The organism is Nonomuraea monospora, from assembly GCF_039531895.1.
GTDB lineage: Bacteria > Actinomycetota > Actinomycetes > Streptosporangiales > Streptosporangiaceae > Nonomuraea > Nonomuraea monospora.
The window spans coordinates 105,498-130,157 of record NZ_BAAAQX010000011.1; the positions used below are offsets into that span (position 1 = coordinate 105,498).

At 70.9% G+C, this 24,660-nt stretch carries 19 protein-coding genes; 10 read left to right on the forward strand and 9 right to left on the reverse strand.

The features are described from left to right. Nucleotides 1–153: 153 nt before the first annotated feature. Nucleotides 154–1,494 (reverse strand): hypothetical protein, encoded by a 1,341-nt coding sequence (locus tag ABD331_RS22780; RefSeq protein ID WP_344477956.1) that lies wholly within the window; start codon nucleotides 1,492–1,494, stop codon nucleotides 154–156. Nucleotides 1,495–1,734: 240 nt separating this feature from the next. Then, on the reverse strand, nucleotides 1,735–3,684 hold the full coding sequence (locus ABD331_RS22785; RefSeq protein ID WP_344477958.1) for a spermine/spermidine synthase domain-containing protein: 1,950 nt from the start codon (nucleotides 3,682–3,684) through the stop codon (nucleotides 1,735–1,737). A gap of 276 nt (nucleotides 3,685–3,960) precedes the next feature. Between ABD331_RS22785 and ABD331_RS22790 the strand changes: the two genes are divergently transcribed. Continuing rightward, on the forward strand, nucleotides 3,961–5,319 hold the full coding sequence (locus tag ABD331_RS22790) for a S8 family peptidase (protein ID WP_344477960.1): 1,359 nt from the start codon (nucleotides 3,961–3,963) through the stop codon (nucleotides 5,317–5,319). Between the two features lie 43 nt (nucleotides 5,320–5,362). Here the strand turns inward: ABD331_RS22790 and ABD331_RS22795 are convergent, their stop codons facing one another. Beyond that, nucleotides 5,363–5,677, reverse strand: a complete 315-nt coding sequence (locus tag ABD331_RS22795; RefSeq protein WP_344477962.1) for a DUF4190 domain-containing protein — start codon at nucleotides 5,675–5,677, stop codon at nucleotides 5,363–5,365. 111 nt (nucleotides 5,678–5,788) lie between these two features. Here ABD331_RS22795 and ABD331_RS22800 point away from each other — a divergent pair, with 111 nt between their 5' ends. Further along, the gene (locus ABD331_RS22800; protein ID WP_344477964.1) at nucleotides 5,789–6,652 is read left to right on the forward strand and encodes an ion transporter; all 864 of its coding nucleotides are present in this window, start codon (nucleotides 5,789–5,791) and stop codon (nucleotides 6,650–6,652) included. Nucleotides 6,653–6,722: 70 nt separating this feature from the next. On the opposite strand, the gene rpsD is transcribed toward ABD331_RS22800, so the two are convergent. After that, on the reverse strand, nucleotides 6,723–7,337 hold the full coding sequence (rpsD, locus tag ABD331_RS22805; protein ID WP_344478309.1) for a 30S ribosomal protein S4: 615 nt from the start codon (nucleotides 7,335–7,337) through the stop codon (nucleotides 6,723–6,725). A gap of 77 nt (nucleotides 7,338–7,414) precedes the next feature. Between rpsD and ABD331_RS22810 the strand changes: the two genes are divergently transcribed. Further along, a complete protein-coding gene (locus tag ABD331_RS22810; RefSeq protein WP_344477966.1) occupies nucleotides 7,415–8,116 on the forward strand; it encodes a DUF2470 domain-containing protein in 702 nt (233 codons plus the stop codon). Between the two features lie 105 nt (nucleotides 8,117–8,221). Continuing rightward, nucleotides 8,222–8,752 carry a hypothetical protein gene (locus tag ABD331_RS22815; protein WP_344477969.1) on the forward strand — a complete coding sequence of 177 codons (531 nt, stop codon included), beginning with the start codon at nucleotides 8,222–8,224 and terminating at the stop codon, nucleotides 8,750–8,752. Between the two features lie 332 nt (nucleotides 8,753–9,084). Here ABD331_RS22815 and ABD331_RS22820 read toward each other — a convergent pair whose 3' ends face one another. The 4 genes from ABD331_RS22820 to ABD331_RS22835 all read right to left on the reverse strand — a co-directional run bounded on the left by ABD331_RS22820 (nucleotide 9,085) and on the right by ABD331_RS22835 (nucleotide 14,635). Then, entirely contained in the window at nucleotides 9,085–10,512 is a 1,428-nt protein-coding gene (locus ABD331_RS22820) for a multicopper oxidase family protein (protein ID WP_344477971.1), read from the reverse strand. Nucleotides 10,513–10,593: 81 nt separating this feature from the next. Further along, nucleotides 10,594–12,591, reverse strand: coding sequence for a sensor histidine kinase (locus ABD331_RS22825; protein ID WP_344477973.1), 1,998 nt, complete (start codon nucleotides 12,589–12,591; stop codon nucleotides 10,594–10,596). Nucleotides 12,592–12,824: 233 nt separating this feature from the next. Further along, nucleotides 12,825–13,430 carry a response regulator transcription factor gene (locus ABD331_RS22830; protein WP_344477975.1) on the reverse strand — a complete coding sequence of 202 codons (606 nt, stop codon included), beginning with the start codon at nucleotides 13,428–13,430 and terminating at the stop codon, nucleotides 12,825–12,827. 260 nt (nucleotides 13,431–13,690) lie between these two features. After that, nucleotides 13,691–14,635 (reverse strand): TetR/AcrR family transcriptional regulator, encoded by a 945-nt coding sequence (locus ABD331_RS22835; RefSeq protein WP_344477977.1) that lies wholly within the window; start codon nucleotides 14,633–14,635, stop codon nucleotides 13,691–13,693. 138 nt (nucleotides 14,636–14,773) lie between these two features. On the opposite strand from ABD331_RS22835, the gene ABD331_RS22840 reads away from it, so the two are divergent. After that, on the forward strand, nucleotides 14,774–16,348 hold the full coding sequence (locus ABD331_RS22840) for an ABC-F family ATP-binding cassette domain-containing protein (protein WP_344477979.1): 1,575 nt from the start codon (nucleotides 14,774–14,776) through the stop codon (nucleotides 16,346–16,348). Between the two features lie 40 nt (nucleotides 16,349–16,388). Here ABD331_RS22840 and ABD331_RS22845 read toward each other — a convergent pair whose 3' ends face one another. Further along, entirely contained in the window at nucleotides 16,389–17,594 is a 1,206-nt protein-coding gene (locus ABD331_RS22845; protein ID WP_344477981.1) for an ROK family transcriptional regulator, read from the reverse strand. A gap of 143 nt (nucleotides 17,595–17,737) precedes the next feature. On the opposite strand from ABD331_RS22845, the gene zwf reads away from it, so the two are divergent. The 5 genes from zwf (at nucleotide 17,738) to ABD331_RS22870 (ending at nucleotide 24,613) form a co-directional block, all read left to right on the forward strand. After that, nucleotides 17,738–19,210 (forward strand): glucose-6-phosphate dehydrogenase, encoded by a 1,473-nt coding sequence (gene zwf / locus ABD331_RS22850; RefSeq protein ID WP_344477983.1) that lies wholly within the window; start codon nucleotides 17,738–17,740, stop codon nucleotides 19,208–19,210. Next, nucleotides 19,207–21,138, forward strand: a complete 1,932-nt coding sequence (gene edd, locus ABD331_RS22855; RefSeq protein ID WP_344477985.1) for a phosphogluconate dehydratase — start codon at nucleotides 19,207–19,209, stop codon at nucleotides 21,136–21,138. Before zwf ends, edd begins: the two co-directional genes overlap by 4 nt. Before the next feature lie 162 nt (nucleotides 21,139–21,300). After that, entirely contained in the window at nucleotides 21,301–22,266 is a 966-nt protein-coding gene (gene glk, locus ABD331_RS22860; protein WP_344477987.1) for a glucokinase, read from the forward strand. 84 nt (nucleotides 22,267–22,350) lie between these two features. Further along, a complete protein-coding gene (eda, locus tag ABD331_RS22865; RefSeq protein ID WP_344477990.1) occupies nucleotides 22,351–22,962 on the forward strand; it encodes a bifunctional 4-hydroxy-2-oxoglutarate aldolase/2-dehydro-3-deoxy-phosphogluconate aldolase in 612 nt (203 codons plus the stop codon). A gap of 52 nt (nucleotides 22,963–23,014) precedes the next feature. Then, nucleotides 23,015–24,613 carry an ATP-binding protein gene (locus tag ABD331_RS22870; RefSeq protein ID WP_344477992.1) on the forward strand — a complete coding sequence of 533 codons (1,599 nt, stop codon included), beginning with the start codon at nucleotides 23,015–23,017 and terminating at the stop codon, nucleotides 24,611–24,613. Nucleotides 24,614–24,660: the final 47 nt, after the last annotated feature.

Below are 24,660 nucleotides of genomic sequence, written 5' to 3' on the forward strand. Positions count from 1 at the left end.
CGACGAGGCGGGCCGGCAGCGCCCCCAGGCAGTAGTGCGGCCCGTGCCCGAAGCTGAGGTGCCCGCTGTCCTGCCGGGTGAGGTCGGGCCGGGGGAAGCGGTCCGGGTCCAGGGAGGACGGGCGGCGGGCGGCCGGGACCCGCCGCGTCGCCGCTACTTGCCGAGCTGACCCAGGATCCAGTCGGCGAGGACGCCGGTCACCTGGCCGTGCTCGGAGTTGTGCGAGTCGCAGTGGTAGTCGTCGAGCTGGCTCTGCTCGGGCGACAGGGACGAGATGTCGGTGTAGAGGTCGATCGGCCAGTCGAGGGGGTCGTACTGGAGGGCGACGGCGCTCACCGAGGGGACGAAGCAGGCCGATCTGTACCGGCCGGCGATGGGCGCGCCCAGTTTGTCGGCGAGCGTGCCGTACAGGGGCAGCGTGCCGCCCGGCACGCCGTCGAACGGCGGGACGTCGCTGGTGTAGCTCTTGCCCGCCCACATCGGCACGGCGCGCATGCCGCCGACGTGCCGGTTGAGGCCGCGTTCCGGCTGGGTGCGGACGGTGGCGCCGACGAGGCCGCCCAGCTCGCTCCACTCGAACACGAGGTGGTCGGGTGGCACGTTCCTGCCGGTGCCGTCGGCGGCCCCGTTGGCCACGCCGAGCTTGCGCGGCCGGACCGGGAACCAGCCGACGCGCCGCAGGTCCTCCAGGAACTCGGTGCGCAGCGGGCTGGAGGTGGCGACGGGCCCCGAGTAGCGGGCGCTGCCGACCCACGCCCACAGGAGCTGCTGGGCGGCGGGGCTGGCGATCAGGGCCGCCTGGCCTGGTTCGGCCGGGGAGAGCGCCTGGGCGAAGTGGGCGAGCTGCTGGAGTATCAGGGGGATCCACGCGCCGTTGTGCGGCGTGTCGTAGGACAGGTAGGTCGCGGTCTGGTGGTCTTCCCGGCGGTTCTCCATCTCGGCCAGCGCGTAGCGGGTGACGAGCCCGCCCATGCCGAGGCCGCCGACGATCAGCGGGGCGTTGCCGGACCGCTCGCTGATGGCGCGGCGGATGCAGGTGGCCGCCACGCCCGCGTTGGCCTGGATGTGCGTGTGCCGGGCGCCGAAGCCGAGCAGGACGACGTCGATGCCCTGGGAGAGGAGCTGGTCGAGGAGGCGCTGCTGGTGGGGCGGGTAGGGCGTGTTGAGGTGGTGCCACAGGCCCGGCACGTCGCTGGGCCCGTAGCCGAAGCCGTCGGCGAGGATCATCGGCCGGATGAGGCGGTCGTGGCCTGCCGCGTAGTGGACGGCGGCGCTGCCGGTGGCGGTGCGGCCCTGGTAGGGCCAGGCGGAGGTGAGGGTCCACTCCGTCTGCGGCACCCGCGCCTGCCCGGCGGGCGGCGGCGCCGGCGGCGCGAACAGCACCCCTTTCGGGAGCACCGCGGCGATCTGCTCGGCACGACCGGCGGGCACCGGGTCGGACTCCTGCCGCAGGGCGAGCTCGACATCTATCCTTGCTGCCCCTTGTGTCGCCATGATTACACCTTTGCTCGTGGGTTTACCGGACATCACCCCCGATCCTTTGCCTCCCTTTCGAGAAGATGAATTATCGCTTTTCACAGACGAACGATCATCGCGATCAAGGCATGGCTGGTATCTCTAGCTCACCTCGCGGTCCCGGACAAATCAACCCGTGCCGGAAACCGTTCACCTGACCATCGGTCAAGAAATTACAGAGACCATTCCGGAAATGCCCGCCGGCATTTCCGGAGGGGGTCACACCAGCGCCGAGTTCTTCCTGGGCAGCAGGGCCAGGGCGCCGACGTACAGCAGGGCCGCCACCACGAGCAGGCCCTTGTAGCCGATCACCAGGGCGACGTACTCCAGGCAGCCGCCTACCATGGCGCCCAGCAGGTTCGCGCCGAAAGAGGTGGTGGCGTCGGCCGTGTCGGCGAAACGTTTGGCGAAGACCACGTTCGCGGCGAAGATCGGCAGGAACGCCACCGTCACCGCGGCCACCGCGCGCAACGGGAGCGGGAGCGACAGCAGCCATTCATTCGGCACCAGCCAGGCCAGCAGGAGGCCCGCGAAAAGCACGCCGTACATGATCGGCAGTGGCGGGGTTCGGAAACGGCGGGTCACCTCGACGGCGGCGAGCACCGCGACGAGCACGCCCGCGAAGACGATCGCGTTGACCACCCACGTGGTGCCGAACAGCAGCGCGAACCCGGTCACGCTCTTGGTCTCCAGCAGCATGAACCCCACGCCGAGCAGGAACAGGTCCGCGTACGGGCGCATCCGCTGGTAGGGGCCCGCCACGACGCGCACGGCCAGCAGGCTGACGATGAGGATCAGGGCGAGCGTGATGACGTAGATCGGCGGGATCGTGCCTTCCTTCAGGTACAGGAAGGGCCGGTCGTCGCCGGCGGGCTCGGGCGTGCCGGGCGCGGCGCCGGGCCATTCGGCGGCGCAGCGCTGGTCGGCGGCGGCCAGGCCGGCGGTGATCACGGCCTGCTGACCGGCGGTGCTGACGACGTCCACGCAGGGCTTGTGCCCGAAGGCGCGCTGCATCGTGGAGGCCAGGCGGTCGACCAGCCAGCTCTCGCGGTAGTAGTTGTACATCGAGAACGTGCCGCCCGGCTTGAGGTGGGCGCGTGCCGCCCGCATGGCCTCCTCGGTGAACAGGTAGCTCTCCAGGCGCAGCGAGCTGGCGCCGGAGACGAGGGTGAGCGAGTCGGGCAGGGCGAACAGGATCAGGTCGTACTTGTCGCCGGTGCGCTCCAGGAAGGCGCGGCCGTCGGTGACGTGGGTGGTGACGCGCGGGTCGGCGTAGGGCTTGTCGGGGTGCGTGGAGCCGCCCAGCTCGCGCAGCTTGGGGTCGATCTCGACGGCGTCCACGCGGGTGGCGCCCTTGGACAGCGCGATCGCCACGTCGGTGCCGCTGCCCGCGCCGACGATGAGCACGTCCCTGGGCTGCTTGCTCGCGCGCTCGTACGGCAGGCCGTACTGGGCCTCCCACTGCAGGCGGGCGTAGGCGGGCACGGCCTGCTGGTGCGGGATGCCGTTGACGGCGATGTCGGTGACGGGCACGCCGAGCTGGACGAGCTGCTTGGTGGTGACCTTGTAGTACGGAGACCAGATCGCCCCGGCGGTGAGCGTCTCGGCCAGCAGCAGCCCGACCACGACCAGGGAGGGCACGGTCACGAGCCCCACGTAGAGCACGCGCGGCCTGGGCATCAGCAGCAGGCCGTAGCAGATGGCCGCGATGAGGCCCCAGAACACGGGCGGCGCGCTGAGGAACGACAGCGCGGTGAACGCGGCGATGCCGGTGAGGCTGCCGATCAGGTCGTAGCGGTAGGCCTCCAGGCGCGGCAGCTCGGGGAAGCAGCGTCCGACCAGCTCGGCGGGGCCCATGAGCACGACGGCGGCGGCGCAGAAGATCACCGGCAGGATCGCCCAGGCGGGCGGCCCGCTGGTGGACAGGCTCGTCCAGTACAGGACGCCCTCGGTGTTGCGGTCGACGGTGACCGGGAAGGTCAGCACGACGATGGTCAGGACGGCCAGCACGATGGGCGAGTAGTACGGCTGCCGTTGCGAGCGCCCCACGCGCAGGAAACCGAGCCCGATGCCGAGGAAGGAGCCGAGCAGCACGAAATTGGTGAAATAACTGAGATGGACGATGTTGGACCCGGTCCACCGGATCAGTGCCAGCTCAAGGAAGAGCATGAAGGCACTGGCGAGGATCAGCCTCGGCCGTACCGCCAACCAGTGAGCCTTTTCTCCGCCATCGACCGGCTTTTGCGCCTGGAGCGTCATAACGCCTCACCGTAGTGAACGGACCGAAAACAAGGAAGTCTGACGTCCCAGAACAAATGTCGTCCGCTTCGCCCCGATTAGGAAGTTTCCGCAGGTCAAAACACCTCAGATCCGCTGGACGAGCCGGAGCGGATGAAGGAATGTTGGGAGGTTCGTTTCCCTCCACAAACGTCTCGGTGGTGACACATGCGGATCCTGATCCAGCTCCGTCCCTCCCCCGATCTGGTCGCGGCGGTCGCGGACCCCGGCCAGACCGCCACCACGGCCGACGTCGCCGACGGCCTGCCGGGCGTCGAGCTCGATCCCGCGTTCACGCCCGTGGCCGTGCCCAGGCCGCTGCCCGCCGCCGACGGCGACCCGCTCTCGCTCAGCCAGCCGCTGGACTTCTCCCTCGCCCCCGAGGACGCGTCGGTGCTGGTCCGGGGCACGATCTCGGACGACGAGCTGACGGCCAGGATCGCGCTGCTGCCCGCGCTCAGGCCGGACGTGGTGGGCGTCTTCGCCGACCCCGTCATCGAGTCCACGCCGGTGTGCGGCGGCGACCCGCCGGCGGGCGACTGGCACGACGTGGAGCGGCTGCTGAACGTGCCGGGGCTGCACGCGCAGGGGCTCGACGGCGACGGCGTGACGGTCGCCGTGCTCGACACCGGGATCAACGCCGCGCACACCGCCAGGCAGCTCGGCAGGGGCGTCACGGTGGACGCCGAGCGGTGCTGGAGCCCGTCTGGCGTGGCGGGCAGGCCGGGCGAGTTCGAGGTCGACCACGGGACGATGTGCGCGTTCGACACGCTCATCACCGCGCCGCAGGCCACGCTGATCGACATCCCCGTGCTGCTGTCCACCCGGCCGGGCGGCTCGGCGCTGGACGGCCTGCTGTCCGACGCGGTGGCGGCCTTCGCCCACCTGCGCAACGTGCTCGACGCCCAGCCCGCCGAGTCGCGCTCGCTCGTGGTGAACAACTCGTGGGGCTCGTTCTCCCCCGAGTGGGACTTTCCCGTGGGGCATCCGGGCAACTACTCCGACAACGCGGCGCACCCGTTCAACCTGATGGTGGCGGCGCTCGACCGTACGGGCGCCGACGTGCTGTTCGCGGCGGGCAACTGCGGGCGCGAGTGCCCGGACGGCCGCTGCGCCTACCCCGGCAGGCCCATCGTGGGCGCCAACTCGCATCCGAAGGTGCTGTCGGTGGGCGGCATCGACGTCAACGGCGAGCGGGTGGGCTACTCCTCGCAGGGGCCTGGACGGCTGACCGCGCGCAAGCCGGACGTGTGCGCGTACACCCACTTCCTGGGCTCCAGGGCGTTCGGCGCGAGCGAGCCCGACTCCGGCACGTCGGCGGCGGCGCCGGTCGCGGCCGGGCTCGTGGCGGCGGTGCGCACCCGCTGGCCGGCCAGCAAACTGTCGCCCGCCCAGCTCAGGGCCCTGCTGCGCAGGACGGCGGAGGACCGTAGCGAGGTGGGGTTCGACTACGACTACGGTTACGGCACGGTGGACCCGGCCGGCGTCATCGCCGCGCTCCAGAAGCGCTCCAAGCACGCGCGCTGACGCTCACGGGGGGCTTTTCAGGACAAGCCCTCCGAGACGGCTTTCAGGACGAGCCTTCCGTGAGGGCTCCGATGATGCCGACGCTCACGCCGAGGGCGACGAAGCAGAAGGTGATGATCAGCAGGACGGTGCCGATGATGCCGCAGATGCGACCGGCCTGGACCATCCCGCGGTTCTCGTAGTAGTAGCCGCTCTCGTCGATCTCACGCAGCGCCTTGTTGCCCATCGACCAGGCGAAGGGACCGGTGAACATGCAGGCCACCAGGCTCACGATGCCCAGCACGAGGATGACGGTGCCGTTCGGATGGCTCTGCGGCGGCGGCCCGTAGTTGCCAGGGCCGTAGTTGGGATAGGACATGGCCCCTCACCGTTGACAGCGACAGGTGGGCTTTTATACCACAGTCTCCTACTTGATCATTATGCGTCATCATGGTACGGCCCCTGATCCGCCTCCGAGGAGCCTGCCCCCGTGCGTGAACGCACCCGCGCCCTACTCGCTCACCGCCACTTCCAGCGGTTCATCATCGGCGTCATCCTGATCAACGCGGCCACCCTCGGCCTGGAGACCTTCCCCGCCGTCGTCGCGGAGTACGGCACCGTCCTGACGGTGGTCGACCACGTGGCGCTCTACATCTTCACCGCCGAGCTGATCGCCAAGCTGTACGTCGAGCGGTCGGCCTTCTTCCGCGACCCGTGGAACGTCTTCGACACCGCCATCGTCGCCATCGCCTTCGCCTCCACCAACGGCGGCCTGTCGGTGCTGCGCGCACTGCGCATCCTGCGCGTGCTGCGGCTGCTGTCCGTGGTGCCGAGCCTGCGGCGCGTCGTCTCGGCGCTGCTGCGCGCGATGCCCGGCATGAGCTCGATCGTGGTGCTGCTGTCGCTGGTCCTGTACGTGGCCGCCGTCATGGCCACCAAGCTGTACGGGCAGACCGCGCCGAACCGCTTCGGCAGCCTGCCGACCTCGCTGTTCACGCTCTACCAGACGATGACGGGCGACGACTGGGGCAACATCGCCAGGGAGGTGATGAGCCGGCACCCGTCGGCGTGGATCTTCTTCACCATCTTCATCCTCGTGTGCACGTTCGTCGTGCTCAACCTCTTCCTGGCGGTCGTGGTGAGCGCGATGGACGAGGAGAGCGCCGAGGAGCGAGCGGCGCTGGAGGACAGCACGACGCACATCATGGAGGACACCAGGGCGCACACGCAGCAGATCCTCGACGAGCTGACCGAGCTGCGCAAGGAGGTCGCCGAGCTGCGGGCGCTGCGCGAGACGGCGCCCGCCTCGCCGCCCGTGAAGAAGGCCCGGGGGAAGCGGTCACGGTCCGCGTGACCGCTTCCCCCGGGCCTTGGCCTGCGGATCAGCGGGACGTCTCGCCGGATCAGCGGGACGTCCTGCCGGATCAGCGGGAGTAGAACTCCACGACGAGCTGCTCGTCCACCGGGATCGCGATCTGCTCGCGCTGCGGCCTGCTGACCAGCGTGAACCGCAGCTCCTGCAGCTCCACCGACAGGTACCCGGCGGGCCGGTCGTCGGCGTAGATGCCCTCGGCGGCGGCCACGAACGGCTGCATCTGGCGCGACCGCTCCCGCACCGAGATGACCTGCCCCGGCTTGACCAGGTAGCTGGGGATGTCCACCTTGCGGCCGTCCACGGCGATGTGCCCGTGGCTGATGTACTGCCGCGCCGCGTAGATCGACGGGGCGAGGCCGGCGCGCAGCACGAGCGAGGCCAGGCGGCTCTCCAGGATGGTGACCAGTTCGGCGCCAGAGGCGCCCGACTTGCGCACGGCGAGGTCCCAGTAGCGGCGCAGCTGCCGCTCCGACACGTCGTAGTACCAGCGCAGCTTCTGCTTCTCCATCAGGCGCAGGCCGTAGTCGCCGGTGTTGCGGCGGTTCGTCTTGCGGCCGTGCTCGCCCGGCGGGTAGGGGCGCTGTTCGAAGTAGCGGACGGCTTTCCTGGTCAGCGGGACGCCCGCGCGACGCGACAGTCGCACCTTCGGGCCGGTGTAGCGCACGTTCACCTCGATGTGATTAGGTAATCCTTACTTAGGTAAGGCTAACCTACCACTATTGATGCTCTCAAGGAGGCGCCATGCTGCCGATCCCCGAACGGGTCCGGACCCTCGCCGCGACGGCCAACGTCGCCAAGCTCTCTGTTGACGGCGCCCCCTCAGCCGCCCGGGGCGGCGTGGACGAGCGCGGCCGACCCATCCTGCTCGTCCGGCCCGGCGAAACCCTGCACGGGCTGCGCGCGGACGCGGTCGTGGCGGTGAACCTGACGGCGATGCGGCAACTGGGCACGATGACGCACCCGCGCGGGCTGATCGAGGTCCAGGGCTGGGCGGAGGCCGTACCGGAGGAGGAGGCCCGCACCGCCGCCGTGGCGGTGGCCGCGCACACCGCGGACGAGAGCCTCTTCGACGCGCTGGAGCGCTTCGGGCAGCCGGACGCGCCCCGGTTGCTGCGGCTGGACGTGGGCCAGGTGGTCTATCTGACCGGGCAGGAGTCGGGCGTGCTGGACGCCGACGACTACCTGGGGGCGGCGCCCGATCCGCTCACCGAGACGGCGGAGCGGGTGCTCGCCCACGTCAACTCCTCCCACCGGGCTCAGCTCGCCGCGGGCGTCACCCAGCAGCTCGGCGAGCCGGCGGGGGACGTGTGGCTGTGGGAGCTGGACCGGTTCGGGGCCACGGTGCGGGTGGACGAGTCGCTCGTACGTTTTCCCTGGCCGACGCCCGCCCGTTCGAGCCTCTGCCTGGAGACGGCGCTGCGCGGACTGCTGTGCACCTGCTGACCTCCCCCCGTCCGATTCGGTGACTACCAGGGTTGATCACAGTTAGTCGGACGAATCACTGCATCGGCGGAAAGGAGCGTGCCGCAGTCCCTACGCTTCTGACCCGTGAGTGGAGCGCATCGGGCGACCGAGACGGCGGTGTTCGTCGACCAGAGCGGCCGGCGCAGGCGGGTGCTGATGATCGTCGGCGTCCTCGGCGGCACCTTGCTGCTGGCCTGCGCCGCGGTCCTGATCGGCGGCACGCTCAGCGGCACCCGGCCCGACAACGCCGACCGGCTCGGATCGGGCGGCTCCAGCCCCTCCGCGCCCGCCACGTCGCCCCCCTCCGAGCCAATCTCCGGCACACCGACGACCACCCGCCCCCCGCGCACCCGTCCCCCTGCCCGCGCGGCCACCCCCAGGGCGCGCCGCTCGGCACCCGCCACGCCGGTAAGGACCACGGCCGCCAGCCGGACGCCCGCGAACGGCGTCAGCCCCTCAGACGCGAGCCGCCCCACAGCGCCCCCTGCCCCCACCACGACGCCGTCCGAACCCGCCACCCCACCGGCCACCGACGGGACCGCCCGCACGCCTCCCGGCCGGGACAAGGAGCCCCATGGCACGGGTCAGGACAAGACCCGTGGTCCCAGGAGCTGAGCCAGGCCGGTACCCGCGCCTGGCCCGCCACCGAGCAGGCCGTCGCGACCGCCACCGGCGTGCACACCCGGCCGGTGCGCCCGCCGTACTCCGCCACCCCGCCAGGGGACGTGGCGCGATCGTCATGCTGCACGACTCAGGCGGGGACCGCGCCCAGACGATCGATGCCGCGGACCGGCTGCTCACCCCGCTGGGCGAGCGCGGCCATGCTCACCCTCGCCAGGCTGCTGCTCTTCCTCGTCCTCGCCTCAGCACATGTACGCCAGGTGCGGCGGCAGAAGGCGGGCCGGGAGCGCGCCGCCGGGGCATGTAAGGGCGGCGGGCCGGGCAGCTCAGTGGGCGATCGTGCGGGACACCCGATCCTCCGTACCCGGCTCGACGATCACGAACTGGCCCATCATGCCGGAGTCCTCGTGCCGCAGCAGGTGGCAGTGGTACATGTACGGCGTGACCGGGTCCGTGAAGCCGCCGAACCTCACGGCCAGCCGCACGGTGCTCTTCGGCGGCACGTACACCGTGTCCTTGTGACCGGTCGCGTACGGCGGCGGCTTCTGCCCGTCCACGTCCAGCACCTGGAACGCCACCTCGTGGATGTGGAAGTTGTGGGCGTAGACGGTGTTCTCGACCTCCCAGATCTCCGTGGCGCCCGCCGGAACCACCTCATCGATGCGGGACATGTCCATCTCCTTGCCGTTGATCGCGTCATGCCCGTTGAGCCGGAACCGGCGCACCCGCGCGTTCGCGGGGACCACGATCGCCTCGGGCGCGGCCAGCCTGGACGGCAGGGCCGGCGAGGGGGTCAGCCGCTCCGCCGCGACCAGTTTCAGCAGGTCGAAGTCGCCCTCGTCGATGTCGTCGCCGCCCGACACCGTACGCAGCAGGACCTGCTCGCCGGCGCTGAACGTCACGACCACCTCCGCCCGCTCGCCCGGCGAGAGCGACACCTGCTCCACCTCGACCGGGGCGGCCAGCAGCCCCGCGTCGTTGCCGACGACGTGGAACCTGCGGCCGTCGCCGAACACGAGGTTGTACCTGCGGGCGTTCGACCCGTTGAGTACCCGGAAGCGCACCCGCTCGGCGCGCACGGTCATGAACGGCGCGTACGTGCCGTTGACCAGCATGCGGTCGCCCAGGATGCCGAACGTCCCGCCCAGCACGTCGGCGTCCCCGGCCTGGTCCCTGTCCTGAAGGATCAGGGGCACGTCGTCCACGCCGTACTCGCCGGGCAGCTCAGGCGTGTCCCCGTCGTCGATGATGAACATCCCGGCCAGCCCGCGGTAGACGTGCCCGGCCGTCTCGCCGTGCGGGTGCGGGTGGTACCAGGACGTGGCGGCGGGCTGGTCGATCGTCCAGTGCGGGGTCCACGTGCCGCCCGGCTCGATCATCTGGTGCGGGCCGCCGTCCATCCTCGCGGGCAGCCGCATCCCGTGCCAGTGCACAGTGCTCGCCTCGGCCAGCCGGTTCGTGACCGACATCCGCACCCTGTCGCCGCGAGCCGCGCGGATCGTCGGGCCGAGGTGCGGGCCGTTGAAGCCCCACGTCTCCGTCGGCTTGCCGGGCAGCAGCTCGGTGCGGCCCCGCTGGATCTTCAGGGCGAAGTGGCGCGTTCCGTCGCGGGCCGTCCTCGGTTCGAGCAGCGGGGGGATGCGCAGCTCCGTGCGGAAGGCCGGCGGGGCGGGGGTTGCCGGTCGTCCGCTGGAGCCGCAGGCTGCGGACAGGCCGGTGAGGGTGGCTAGGGCGAGGAACTGTCGACGGTTCATGGTTCCCGGGTGGTCTGCTGGGTGTGGGTGTGGCGGGAACCACTGTGGGCCGGCGGCGGCCTTGCAGGGCAGTCGCCTGGTTCACCTCGCTGGTGTGAGATTTTCATGATCGAGGGGGGTGCGGGCGAGGAGTTCGAAGCGGTCTGCGGTTCGGGTGGTGGTGAGGGTGCCGCCGATGGCTTCCAAGCGGGCGCGCAGGTTCGTCAGGCCTGAGCCGGGCTCGTGGGCGTCGGCGCGTTCACTGGTCACCTCTTGTACGGGCGCGGCGCCGTCGTTGGTCACCCGGAGTTGTACGTGGCCGTTCTGTACGGCGAGCTCGATCACGCACTCGTGCGGAGTGCCATGCTTGAGCACGTTGGTGACCGCCTCCCGGAGCACCACGGCGAGCACGGGCGCGGCCGCCCCGGTCCCATGCGCGGGCACGTCCGCCCCCACCTCCGACACGACCGCCCCCGCCCCGGACACGGCCATTCCTCTGGCGGGCACACTCTCGATCCGCACCCCCACCCCCGCCGCCTCCAGAACCCCCCTGGCCGACTCGATCTCCGAGCCCAGCGACAGCACCCGCCCGGAAGCACTCAACCTCACGCTGTCCACAAGCGCAGCCCGCACCGCCTCCGCCAAACGCTCCAACTGCGCGCCCACCCGTCCGGACTCCGTCTCGACCAGCCGCAGCACCAGTTCGGCGTGCAACACGATCGCGGTGAGCCCACGCCCCAGCAGGTCATGAACATCCCTGCCCACCTTCAGCCGCTCCCGCAGAGCCGCCACCTCGACAAGCTCAGCCCGCGTCCGGCTGAGCTCCCCGACCAGCCCCACCAACCGCGTGAGCCCATAAACCGCCAGCGCGGTATTCATGACGCTCGCGAACGGATACACCCCCGCGATCAGCCCGGACGCAAGCGCCTCCTCAACCGCCGCAACCCCACTCATCACCACACAAAGCGGCCACGCCACCCGCCACGGCAGATACAGCAGAAGCACTCCCGCGAAGAACCCCGACGCGAGCAGCCCTGACCCCTCCCCGTTCACCAGCGGCGCGTAGATGGCGAGCGCATGCGCGACCAGAGTCCAGACCAGCATCCTGGGCCGAACCCCCGACCGCAGCACGGCCAGATGCCAGAACTGCAGCCCGAACGTCAAAGGCAGGAGCAGAAGGTAACCGGCGTGCGTGAACGCGGGCCCACGCGGCGCATCGGCGACGAAGTAGAACAGCGCCTGCCCGATGAACAGCACATGGGTGACGACCAGAATCGGCGTGGCCAACCGCAGAATGCGCCTGTCATCGTCACGCGGCGGTACCGGAATCGCCTCATCGGCCGGCGGCAGCGCCCGCACCCGCCCCAGCGCCTCCCTCGCGAGAGCAAGCACGGCCCGCACCGCCTCCCGCACCGCCGCCACACCACCCCGCCTCCCCGCCTCCCCCGCTTCCTGCGCCCCCGCCTTCTCCGCCTTCCCCGCTTCCTGCGCCCCCGCCTTCTCCGCCTTCTCGGCCTTCTCCGCCTTCCAAGAGTCGGCCTCCCGCGCCGCCCAAGCCTCCCGCGCTTCCCGCGTCAGCCTCTCGACGACGCCGACGTTCCGTACGACCAGCCCATGAATCCGCCCCCACAACCGCAACCGCTCAACCGCCCCCGCCCGGGCAGCCAACTCCTCCCGCTCCCGCTTCACCTGGTCCACCAGGCCGGCGAGGCTGCTGATGCCGTACACCATCAGGCCGACGTTGATCGGCGCGACGATCGCGTAGTAGACCATGTACGGCAGCCGTTCCATGGCAAGCGCGATGACACCCTCAACAGCCGCGATCAGCCCCAGAATCACCCACGCGAATGGCCCGTTGACCACGAGCAGAGCCGAAGCCGCGACGAAGCCCGAGCCGCCCACCTCCCACCTCTCGGGCTCAGCGAGCAGCGGCAGGTAGTTCACCACGACCTGCACGAGGAAGAGCACGACGGACAGCCGCCGCCGACCCGGCAGCGAGATCGGCACCTGAAGCACGGCGACCACAGCGACACATGCCACGGTCAGCGCATTGAACTCCTGCACAACGGAGTAGAAGCTCACCCGCACCAGACCCGTCACGCAGACGAACGCAACAACCAGGCGAACAGGATCGAGCTCGCCCTGCCGCCCCGAGCCATCCGTCCCGGCCCCGCCCAGCCGTCCCGAGCCATCCGTCCCGCCCCCGACCAGCCGTCCCAGCCGGCCCGAGCCCCGCCCCACCTGACGCCCCGGACCGGCCCAGCTCAACCCCACCCGACGCCCCGGACCGGCCCAGCTCAACCCCATCCGCCGACGCCCTGGACCGGCCGAGCTCAGAGCCACCCGGCATCCTGGGCGATCCGAACGGCGTGCAGCCGATTACGCGCCTGCAGCGCGGTGACGATCTGCGTGAGGTAGTTGCGAACGGTCCCCACGGACAGGAACAGCCCCTGCGCGATCTGCTCCACATCCTCCCCCTCGGCGAACCGCCGCAGCACCTCCAGCTCGCGCGGCTTGAGCGGGCTCTCCACCACCTCCAACGCCGCCACGGCGAGCTGCGGATCAACCACCCGTTCCCCCGCCGCCACCCTCCTGATCGCGGCGGCCAGCTCCCCAGGCGGCGCGTCCTTCACCATGAACCCGGACGCCTGCGCAGCGAACGCCCTGCGCACGTTCCCCGGCCGGCCGTAACTCGTCACGATCAGCACCCGGCAACGCGGCACCCGCCTGCGCAACTCGGCCGCCGCGGTGAGCCCGTCCACCCCGGGCAGCTCGACGTCGATCACCGCCACGTCCGGCTCGTGCTCCAGCGCCGCGGGCACGATCTCGTCACCGGTCGCCGCCTCCGCGACGACCTTGATGTCGGGTTCGAGGTCGAGCAGCGCGACCAGCGCGCCGCGGACCATGTGCATGTCCTCGGCGAGCAGAACCCGGATCATGCCTTGCTCCTAGCCTCAAGACCGCACTTTCGCCCCATTTCTACCATCTCGTGAAATCTTCATTGTGGATCATGAAAGATCCCCCGAGAACGGCTCACCTCAGAAGGCGAACGATCGGCTTCCCGCACAAAAGCGGCCCACCTCATACACGCACGAGGCCGCCCTCATGCCCGGGCGAGCAGCCCACCTCACGCACGGAAGAGCAGCCCACCTCACGCACGGAAGCACGACCCACCTCGCGCGCGGGAGGACAACCCACTTCATGTACGGGAGCGAGCCATCCCCTCCAAGAGGTAGCCGAGCCCCTCGTCGAACGTGGCGTCCCAGTCGTGCTCCAACCCGTGCTCGGCCAGCGCCGGATAATCATCGGCACGCTCACGCAGATACGCGCCGGTGTCGATGCCGCCACTCCGCTCCCAGGTCACCTGCATGATCACCGACCCCATCACGTAGTTCGACAAGCTGTACGCGGCCGTCTTCGGCGCGGCGAACCCGGCGGCCGTCAGCGTCTCGTACAGAAACTCGGTCCGCCGCAGCGCGTTGGGCCCCATGAGCGGACGGTCGAGAAGCGTCGCCGACCAGGGATGCCGCAACAACGCCCCCCGCCAACGCCGCATCAACCCCCGCACCGGCGCCCGCCAATCCCCACCTACACGCGAACCACCACTTCCCGCCCCTGCCGCGCCACCAGTCCCCGCGGCATCCCGATTTCCTGCTGCGCCACCTCCGCCGCCACCAGCGTCGCCTCCCGCCACACCGCCGCCACCTATTGCCGCAGCACCGACACCTTCGCCACCCGCCCCCGAGACAGCGCTCTCCGACCCGGCCAGCGCGGTCGCACCGGTCGGCCCGGCTAGTCCAGCCAACCCACCCAACCCGGTCGGCCCGCCCAACCCAGCCAGCCCTCCACGTTCGGTCCCTCCCCCGCGTTGCATCGGCCCGGGGAGTCCGGCGGCCAACTCCGCCAGATCGTCCAGCCGCACCTCGCGGAAAACCTCGTCCATGGCCAGATCAAGCACGTCATCCTTGGTCTTGACGTGCCAGTAGAGGGTGGTCGAGCCGGTGTCGAGCCGCTCGGCGAGGCGGCGCATGGTCAGCCGCCCCACGCCCTCCTCGTCCAGCAGCGCCACCGCCTCCGCCACGATCCGCTCCAGCGTCAGCGTCTGCCTCAGGGGCTTCTGGTTCCGCGACCACACGTTGTCCACCCGGGGAATAATACGTTGTACGAGGACCGGATCAATGGTCTAGTAAATGGAACGTTGGTCGAGAACACGGATCATCGGTCCGCTTCACCGGATCGAGGGTCGAGGTCCGGCTGATGCCGGAGCAAGGGGAGGGTTCAGGTGGGGCATGTCGACGTGAGCGGGGTGACGTACCTGCTGCCCGACGGGCGTCCCCTACTGCTGGAGGTGTCGTTCAAGGTCGGCGACGGCGCCAAGGCGGCCCTCGTCGGGCCGAACGGGGCGGGCAAGACCACGCTGCTGCGGCTGATCGCGGGCGAGGCGACACCCGACGAGGGGCGGATCGCAGCCACCGGAGGAATCGGCGTCATGCGGCAGTTCCTCGGCGAGGGCACCGTACGGGATCTGCTGCTGAGCGTGGCACCGCGTCCGGCCAGGGAGGCGTGGGCGGCGCTGGAGCGGGCGGAGGCGGCGATCGCGGCGCGCGACGACGAGGAGCGCCAGCTCGGCTACGCCCAGGCCATCGCCGACTACGCCGACGCGGGCGGCTACGAGCTGGAGGTGGTGTGGGACGTGTGCGCCACCGAGGCGCTCGGCCTCCCGTACGAGGAGATCAAGGACAGGAGCGTGGCCACGCTGTCCGGCGGGGAGCAGAAGCGGCTCATGCTGGAGGCGCTGCTGCGCGGGCCTGACGAGGTGCTGCTGCTCGACGAGCCCGACAACTACCTCGACGTACGGGGCAAGCAGTGGCTGGAGCGGGCGATCAGGAGCTCGGCGAAGACGGTGCTGCTCGTCTCGCACGACCGCCGCCTGCTGGCCGAGGCCGCCGACCGGATCGTCACCGTGGAGGGGCGGGGCGTGTGGGTGCACGGCGGCGGGTTCGCCGGGTACGCCGAGGCGCGCCGGCGGCGGAAGGAGCGGCTGGAGGAGTTGCGGCAGCGCTGGGAGGAGGAGCGGGCCCGGCTGCGGCGCCTCGTGCACGTTCTGCGGCAGCGATCGAGCAGCAACGACGCGCTGGCTGGGGCGTACCAGTCGGCGGTGACGCGGCTGGACCGCTTCGAACGCGCGGGGCCGCCGCAGCGCGCGCCCAAGGAGCAGAACGTACGGATGCGGCTGCGCGGCGGCCGTACCGGCAAGCGGGCGGTCGTGTGTGAGGAGCTGGAGCTGAGCGGGCTGCTGCGGCCGTTCTCGACCGAGATCTGGTACGGCGAGCGCGTCGGCGTGCTCGGCATGAACGGCACCGGCAAGTCCCACTTCCTGCGACTGCTGGCAGGCGAGCCGATCGCGCACACCGGCGTCGCCCGGCTCGGCGCCCGGGTCTCCCCCGGCCACTTCGCCCAGACGCACCTACGCCCGGACCTGCACGGCCGCCCGGCCGCGGAGGTGGTCATGCACGAGCACGCGATGACCCGCAACGAGGCGATGGCGGCGCTGGCCCGGTACGAGCTGGCACCGGCGGGCGGGCAGCCGTTCGAGACGTTGTCGGGCGGGCAGCAGGCGCGGTTGCAGATCTTGCTGCTGGAGCTGTCCGGGGCGACGTTGCTGCTGCTCGACGAGCCGACCGACAACCTGGATCTGGCCAGTGCGGAGGCCTTGCAGGCGGGGCTCGGTGGGTACGAGGGGACGGTGCTGGCCGTGACGCATGACCGGTGGTTCGCCGATGACCTGGATCGGTACCTGGTCTTCGGGGCGGATGGGGTGGTGCGGGAGAGCGACACGCCACGGTGGGACGTCTGAGCCCGGCCACGGCACAGCGCAGAGAGCCAGGCCGGGGCGTCTAGCCCGCTTCGGTAACCGGCACCCGCAAAGCCGTGAGCGTCATGCTCTCATCCACAGCCTCAGGCGACAGCACATGATCCAGCACCATCACCGCACACCCGCTGATCCCCGCCCCCGCCCCCAGCCGACTCGGCTCGATACGAAGACGGCGGGTGGCCAGGGCGGTGGAGCGGCGGTAGACGACCTCGCGGATGCTGGACACGAGCGGCCCGAAGGCCTCAGCCATGTCCCCTCCGAGCACCACCACCGACGGGTTGAGGATGTTGACGGCCCCGGCGAGCACTTCCCCGATCCGCCGCCCGGCCTCACGAACGGTGGCCATGGTCTCGGCGTCACCGGCTCTCACGAGCGCGGTGACGTCCGCGATGGTCTTGACGTCCTTGCCGCGCCCCCGTAGCTCCCGCAGCAGCGCGGTCCCGCTGGCGACGGAGTCGACGCAGTCGTGGTTGCCGCACCGGCACAGCACGCCGCCGCCGTCCAGGACGGGGATGTGCCCGATCTCGCCGGCGGCGCCGAGGGCGCCGCGGAGGATGCCGCCGCCGGCGATGACGCCGGCGCCGATGCGGGTGGAGATCTTGACGAACATGAGGTCGTCGAGGTCGGGGTAGGCGCCGCGGTGCTCGCCGATGGCCAGCACGTTGACGTCGTTGTCGACGAGCACGGGTACGGGAAAGCGTTCGCGGATGATGGGCGGGATCACAACCCCGGTCCAGGACGCCATGACGCGGGCGCTCTCGGTGCGTCCTTCGGCGAACTCGACGGTGGCGGGCACGCCCATCCCGACGCCTTGGATCATGGAGCGCGGCCGGTCGCCGAGCAGGTCGTCCCAGGTGTCCATGAGGAGGGGCAGCACGGTGTCGGGGCCCTGTTCGACGTCCATCGCGAACTCGCGCCCGGCCAGCTCGCGCCCGGCGAGGTCGCAGACGGCGACGCGGGTGCGGGAGGCGCCGAGCGCGGCGACCAGGACGACGCCGCCGGCGGCGTTGAACTCGAGCCGGACGGGGGGCCGCCCACCGGTGGACGGGGCGTCGGTGCGTTCGACGACGAGGCGGCGTTCGAGCAGCTCGCCGACGCGTAGCTGCACCGCGGGGCGCGACAGGCCGGTCACCCGGCCGAGGTCGGCCCGCGTCACGGCCTCACCGGTGCGGATGAGGCGGAGCACCTCGCCACTGGTGGCAAGGGCGGCAGCGGTACGTCGAGGCATCGGCTAAGTGAACCACACGCGGTTACGTAATGAAAAGACGAGACTTTTTTATCTCGAATGTCAAAACTCCGCTTGTGCACGACCCAAACTCTAGCTAGTGTCCGTTCTGTCCCTGCTTTGGTAGATCATCGGAGCGCCTTACCGTGTCCACCCCCACCGGCCCCCTCCCCCACACCGCCGACCTCGTCGTCTTCGGCGGCACCGGCGACCTGTCCATGCGCAAGCTCATCCCGGCGCTGTTCCACAGCGACATGGAGGGCAGGCTGTCCCCGGAGACCCGCGTCATCGCCATGTCCCGGGGCGGGCTGACCGACGACGACTTCCGCGGCAAGGTGGACGCCGAGGTACGCAGCCACCTCCCGGTTGAGGACGACGGCCAGTGGCGGCGCTTCCTGACCCGCCTGCACCACGTGTCGGTGGACGTCGGCCGCGAGGACGCCGCCGGCTGGGGCGCGCTGGCCGAGCTGCTGACCGGGTACGAGGAGCGCGACCGGGTGTTCTACCTGGCCAGCCCGCCCAGGACGTTCGGCCCGTTCTGCCGGGAGCTGGAGCAGGCCGGCCTGGTGACGCCGCGCTCGCGCGTGGTGCTGGAGAAGCCGCTGGGCCACGACCTGGTCAGCGCGCAGCGGATCAACGACGAGGTCGGCGCCATCTTCGACGAGCGCCAGATCTTCCGCATCGACCACTACCTGGGCAAGGAGACGGTGCAGAACCTGCTGGTCCTGCGCTTCGCCAACGCCTTCCTGGAGCCGATCTGGAACTCCCTGTGGATCGACCACGTCCAGATCACCGCCGCCGAGACGGTCGGCACGCCGGGCAGGCGCGGCTACTACGACCACGCGGGCGCGCTGCGTGACATGGTGCAGAACCACCTGCTGCAGCTCCTGACGCTGACCGCGATGGAGCCGCCGGCCCGCAACGACCGCGAGGCCATCCGCGACGAGAAGGTCAAGGTGCTGCAGGCGCTGCGCCCGATCGCGGGCGGCGAGGTGGAACGTTTCACCGTGCGCGGCCAGTACACCGAGTCGGGCGACGTGGTGGGCTACCTCGACGAGCCCGCCTCCACGCCGCCGAACGAGGCCTCGCGCAGGGTGGAGACGTTCACCGCGATCCGCGCCGAGATCAAGAACTGGCGGTGGGCCGGGGTGCCGTTCTATCTGCGCACCGGCAAGCGCATGCCGTACCGGCGCTCGGAGATCGTGGTGCAGTTCAAGGACGTGCCGCACTCCATCTTCCCAGGCGGGGCGCCGAACCGCCTGGTCCTGCGGCTGCAGCCGGAGGAGGGCATCGAGCTGCACATCATGGCCAAGGAGCCGGGCGCGGGCGAGACGACGCTCAAGCCGGTGCCGCTGTCGCTGAGCTTCGGCAAGACGTTCACGGCGCGGGTGCCGGAGGCGTACGAGCGGCTGCTGATGGACGTGCTGGCCGGGAACCCGACGCTGTTCATGCGTCGCGACGAGGTCGAGGCGGCCTGGCGGTGGATCGACCCGATCCTCGAAGCCTGGCAGGCCGACCCGGCGCTGCCCGAGCCCTACCCCGCAGGAACCACCGGCCCCACCGGAGCCCACGAACTGCTCGGCCGCAGCGGTCGTGCCTGGCACGAGGAGGAACTGTGAACAACGTCATCCAGGAGATCACCGACCGGATCGCCGAGCGCAGCGCCGCCAGCCGTACCGCGTACCTGGAGCGGATCCGCCGCGAGGGCGAGGCCGCCAGGGAGAAGGGCCCGGCGCGTGCGCACCTGGGCTGCGCGAACCTCGCGCACGGCTTCGCCGGCGCCCCGGCGGAGGACAAGCCGGCGCTGCGCGGCTCGGCCAAGCCGGGCGTGGCCATCGTGACCAGCTACAACGACATGCTGTCCGCGCACCAGCCGTACGAGACGTACCCGCCGGAGCTGAAGCAGGCCGTCCGCAAGGCGGGCGGCGTGGCGCAGGTGGCGGGCGGCGTGCCGGCCATGTGCGACGGCATCACGCAGGGCCGGGCCGGCATGGAGCTGTCGCTGTACAGCCGTGACGTGATCGCCATGGCCACCGCGATCGCGCTGTCGCACGACATGTTCGACTCGACGCTGCTGCTGGGCGTGTGCGACAAGATCGTGCCGGGCCTGTTCATCGGGGCGCTGCACTTCGGGCACCTGCCCGCGATCTTCGTGCCCGCCGGCCCGATGGCCTCGGGCCTGCCGAACAAAGTCAAGGCCCGCACCCGGCAGCTCTTCGCCGAGGGCAAGGTCGGCAGGGAGGAGCTGCTGGACGCCGAGGCCAAGTCGTACCACTCCCCCGGCACCTGCACCTTCTACGGCACCGCGAACTCCAACCAGGCGCTGATGGAGGTCATGGGCCTGCACCTGCCGGGCTCGACGTTCGTCAACCCGCACACCGAGCTGCGTCACGCGCTCACGCAGGCGGCCGGCCGCCGGGCGGTGGAGATCACCGCGCACGGCGCCGAGTACACGCCGATCGGCGAGCTGGTCGATGAGAAGTCGCTGGTGAACGCCTGCGTCGCGCTGCTGGCCACCGGCGGCTCCACGAACCACACGCTGCACCTGGTCGCCATGGCGGCCGCCGCCGGCATCGTGCTGACCTGGGACGACCTGGCCCGCCTGTCGGGCGTCGTGCCGTCCCTGACGAAGATCTACCCCAACGGCCAGGCGGACGTGAACCACTTCCGCGACGCCGGCGGCATGCAGGTGCTCATCGGCGACCTGCTGGACGAGGGCCTGCTGCACGCGGACGTCATGACCGTGGCGGGCCCCGGCCTCGACCGCTACCGGGAGGCGCCGGAGCTGGTGGACGGCGAGCTGGTCTGGTCGCCGGTCACCGGCGGCAGCAAGGACCTGGACGTGCTGCGCCCGGCTGCGGAACCGTTCTCGGCCGACGGCGGCATCCACATGGTGGAGGGCAACCTGGGCCGCGCCGTCAGCAAGGTCTCGGCGGTCAAGCCGGAGCACCTGGTGATCGAGGCGCCGGCCAAGGTCTTCCACGACCAGCTCGACCTGCTGAAGGCGTTCGAGGCGGGCGAGCTGGACGGGCAGGACTTCGTGGCGGTCATCCGCTACCAGGGCCCGAGCGCGAACGGCATGCCTGAGCTGCACAAGCTGACCTCGCCGCTGGCGGTGCTGCTCGACAGGGGGCAGCGGGTGGCGATCGTCACCGACGGCCGCATGTCGGGCGCGTCGGGCAAGGTGCCGGCGGCCATCCACCTGTCGCCCGAGGCGGCGGACGGCGGCCCGATCGCGCTGGTCCGCGAGGGCGACGTGATCAGGCTGGACTCGGCGGCGGGCACCCTGGAGCTGCTGGTGCCGGCCGAGGAGCTGGCCCGCCGCACGCCGGAGGGCCGCCCGCTGAGCGACGCGCAGTGGGTGGGCACGGGACGCGAGCTGTTCGCCGCCTTCCGCCGGATGGCGGGCCACGCCGAGCAGGGCGCGGGCATCTTCGGGGTCAGCGGCGCCGAGTCGCCGCACCACGGCCCCGGCCTGGGCTTTCCCGCCGAGGCGGGCAACTCCCACCTCGAGACGGGCGCGCCGGTCGGCGCGCTGGTGCGGTGACCGGGTATTTGCCGGTACGGTGCTCTATGTCCGTTTGGCGCGCGCTGAACGCTCCTGAGCCCGTACGTCCGCACCACCCCCTCCGGGGGAACGTGAATGATCGTGGGATCCTTCGGTGTATGGCGAGCGATCTTGACGCCGCCCCGAATGCCGGAGGTATCCGTGAGTGCCTTTGACCTTCCGTGGCTCGTCGCCGACATCGGGGGAACCAACGCCCGGTTCGGCCTGGTCACCTCGCTGGGGGCGCGCCCGTCTCACGTCGCGGTCCTGCCCGGCGCCGACTACGCGACCCTCCCCGAAGCCGTAGCCGCCTATCTCGCGGAGCACGCGGGCGGAGTGCGACCGGGGGCGGCCTGCCTGGCGCTGGCGGGTCCCGTGGACGGCGACCACTACCGGCTCACGAACTCCCACTGGTCCGGCTCCATCCGCGACCTCGACGTGCCGTTCGCGCGGCTGCTCAACGACTTCGAGGCGCTGGCCGTGTCGCTGCCGCACCTGGACGGCGACGAACTGGTCACCCTCGGCGGGCCCGCGCCCGGCCACGGCGTCAAGGCCGTGCTCGGCCCCGGAACCGGCCTCGGCGTGGGCGGCCTGGTGCCCGCCGGCGACGGCTGGACCGCGATCCCCGGCGAGGGCGGGCACGCCACGGTGCCGGTGTTCGAGCCGCGCGAGGTCGAGGTCGTCCGCGCGCTCCAGTCGCACGGCCTGCCGCACGTGGTGGCCGAGCACCTGCTGTCCGGCCCCGGCCTGGTGCGCCTGCACAAGGCGCTGGCCGTGGTGAACGGCGTCAGCGCGCCCGACCTGACCGCCTCCGACATCGTGGCCAGGGTGGACGACTCGCTGTGCGCCGAGACGGTCGAGATGTTCTGCGGCATGCTCGGCACCTTCGCCGGCAACGTCGCGCTCACCCTCGGCGCCCGGGGCGGCGTCTACCTGGCCGGCGGGGTGCTGCCCCGCATCGTGGAACGCGTGCGGGCCAGCGCCTTCCGTACGCGCTTCGAGGACAACCCCGACATGGCCGCCTACCTGTCGGAGATCGGCACCGTGCTGATCGTCGCGGCCCAGCCCGGCATGACGGGCGCCGCCGCGTGGCTGAGCCAGCACGCCCGCAGGGAACTGGTGGGCTGACTGAAGCCCGTCAGGTGGGCAGGTGACTCAGTTGTAGGAGACAAGCCGACGGCCGTGAGAGGCCGACGAGGAGAGAGAAACCCCATGAGCCTGCTCGATCTCGCTCCAGTGATCCCCGTCGTGGTGATCGAGGACGCCGGGACCGCCGTCCCGATGGCCCGCGCCCTGGTGGCCGGCGGCCTGCCGGTCATCGAGGTGACCCTGCGCACGCCCGCAGCCCGCGAGGCCATCGCCAGGATCGCCGAGGAGGTGCCCGAGGCGACGGTGGGCGCGGGGACGATCCGGACCACCGACGACATCGCGGCGTCCGTGTCGGCGGGCGCCAAGTTCCTCGTCTCGCCCGGCACCACCCTGTCGCTGGTGGAGGCGCTGGACTCCAGCGGGGTGCCGTACCTGCCGGGCGCGGCCACCGTGACGGAGATCATGGCGCTGGCGGAGCGGGGGATCAAGGAGCTGAAGTTCTTCCCGGCCGAGGCCGCAGGCGGCATCCCGTACGTGAAGTCGCTGTCGGGGCCGCTGCCCGACGTGCGCTTCTGCCCGACCGGCGGCATCAAGCCGGAGACCGCCCGCGACTACCTGGCGCTGCCGAACGTGGGGTGCGTCGGGGGGAGCTGGCTGACCCCCGCCGACGCGCTGGCCTCCGGCGACTGGGCGCGCGTGGAGAAGCTGGCGGCGGAGGCCGCGGCTCTGAAGTAGCCGTTTCCGCGAGTACGGGGTGGCCGGGCATGGATGATGACAGAATGCAGTCATGCCGCCACCCCGCGCGAAATACTTCAACACCACCGGCCCTTGCGACCCCCGGCGGCACTACATGCTGCCACCGACGCAGCGGCTTCCCGAGGCGCGCGCGCTCATCGAGATGGACCGCTACTTCGTGCTGCACGCGCCCCGGCAGACCGGCAAGACGACCACGCTGGACACCCTGGCCGCCGAGCTGACCGCCGAGGGCGACACCGCCGCCCTGATGTTCTCCTGCGAACGCGCCAAGGCGGCCGGCGACGACTACGTCGCCGGCGAGTCGCTCCTGCTGGATTCCCTCCGCGAGGCCGCCGATCTGTCGGGATGGCCGAAGAAGCTGCTGCCGCGGCGTTCCTGGCCGCAGGTCACGCCGGGCAGCCGTTTTGGCGCGGCGCTCCGGGAGTGGTGCCGACGCTGCCCGCGCCGGGTGGTGCTGTTCATCGACGAGATCGACGCCCTGCAGGGCAACAGCCTGGCCAGCATCCTTGGCCAACTCCGCGACGGGCACAACAAGCGACACAAGGCTTATCCGTTCCCGGCGTCGATAGTGTTGTGCGGGTTGCGCGACGTGCGTGACTACAAGGTCGCCTCGGGAGGCACCTCCGACGGGATCAACAAGGCCAGCCCGTTCAACATCATCGCCGAGTCGCTGCGCCTGGGTGACTTCACCGCCGACGAGATCGCCGAGCTCTACGATCAGCACACGCAGGCGACCGGCCAGGAGTTCACCAAGGACGCCGTGGACCGGGTCTTCGAGCTGACCCAGGGACAGCCCTGGCTGGTCAACGCCGTCGCTCATGAGATCACCGTGAAGATGGGGGTGACCGGGACCATCACCGACGGGCAGGTGGAGGACGCCAAGGAACGGCTGATCCGGGCGCGCGCCATCCACCTGGACGCCCTGGCGGCCCGGCTGCACGAGCCCCGGGTCAGGCGCCTCATGGAGCCGATCGTGGCCGGGACGTTCCCGCACACGGACGAGACCTACTCCAATGACCTGTCCTACGTCCGCGACCTCGGCCTGGTCACCCTGAAACCCCCGCCTCAGGTGGCCAACCCGATCTACCGGGAGGTCATCCTGCGCGTGCTGGGCGACCCGGCGGAGAGCTACGTGATGGCCGACCCGCACAGTTTCGTGCTGCCGGACGGCCGGTTCGATCTGCCGCGCCTGCTGCAGGAGTTCGTCGTGTTCTGGCGCGAGCACGGCGAGGTCCTCATCCGGCAGGAGGGCTACCACGAGGCCGCCTGCCAGATCATCCTGATGGCCTTCCTGCACCGCCTGGTCAACGGCGGCGGCTACCTCGACCGCGAGTACGCCTCCGGCACCAAACGCCTCGACGTCCTGGTTCGCTGGCCCTACCCCGGCCCCGACGGCGAGCGCCTCATACAGCGCGAGGCGATGGAGCTCAAGGTCTGGCGGGCAGGCGAGAACGACCCGATGCCCGACGGTCTCGCCCAGCTCGACCGCTACCTCGACCGGCTCACCCTCACCACCGGCGCCCTGGTGATCTTCGACCGCCGCCCCGAGGCCCCGCCGTGGCAGGAACGCGGCGGCTTCGAACAGGCGACCACCCCGTCCGGCCGCCAGGTCACCGTCCTGCGGGTGTGATCGCGAACCGATAATGATCCAGTGGCCCTGGAAACTGCCGCCCTGAA

Bases quoted from the DNA above. Each gene is read 5' to 3' on its own strand.
- ABD331_RS22780 (WP_344477956.1), bottom strand. From the start codon at position 1,494: ATGGCGACACAAGGGGCAGCAAGGATAGATGTCGAGCTCGCCCTGCGG.
- ABD331_RS22785 (WP_344477958.1), bottom strand. From the start codon at position 3,684: ATGCTCTTCCTTGAGCTGGCACTGATCCGGTGGACCGGGTCCAACATC.
- ABD331_RS22790 (WP_344477960.1), top strand. From the start codon at position 3,961: ATGCGGATCCTGATCCAGCTCCGTCCCTCCCCCGATCTGGTCGCGGCG.
- ABD331_RS22795 (WP_344477962.1), bottom strand. From the start codon at position 5,677: ATGTCCTATCCCAACTACGGCCCTGGCAACTACGGGCCGCCGCCGCAG.
- ABD331_RS22810 (WP_344477966.1), top strand. From the start codon at position 7,415: ATGCTGCCGATCCCCGAACGGGTCCGGACCCTCGCCGCGACGGCCAAC.
- ABD331_RS22820 (WP_344477971.1), bottom strand. From the start codon at position 10,512: ATGAACCGTCGACAGTTCCTCGCCCTAGCCACCCTCACCGGCCTGTCC.
- ABD331_RS22830 (WP_344477975.1), bottom strand. From the start codon at position 13,430: ATGATCCGGGTTCTGCTCGCCGAGGACATGCACATGGTCCGCGGCGCG.
- ABD331_RS22845 (WP_344477981.1), bottom strand. From the start codon at position 17,594: ATGCCTCGACGTACCGCTGCCGCCCTTGCCACCAGTGGCGAGGTGCTC.
- eda (WP_344477990.1), top strand. From the start codon at position 22,351: ATGAGCCTGCTCGATCTCGCTCCAGTGATCCCCGTCGTGGTGATCGAG.
- ABD331_RS22870 (WP_344477992.1), top strand. From the start codon at position 23,015: ATGCCGCCACCCCGCGCGAAATACTTCAACACCACCGGCCCTTGCGAC.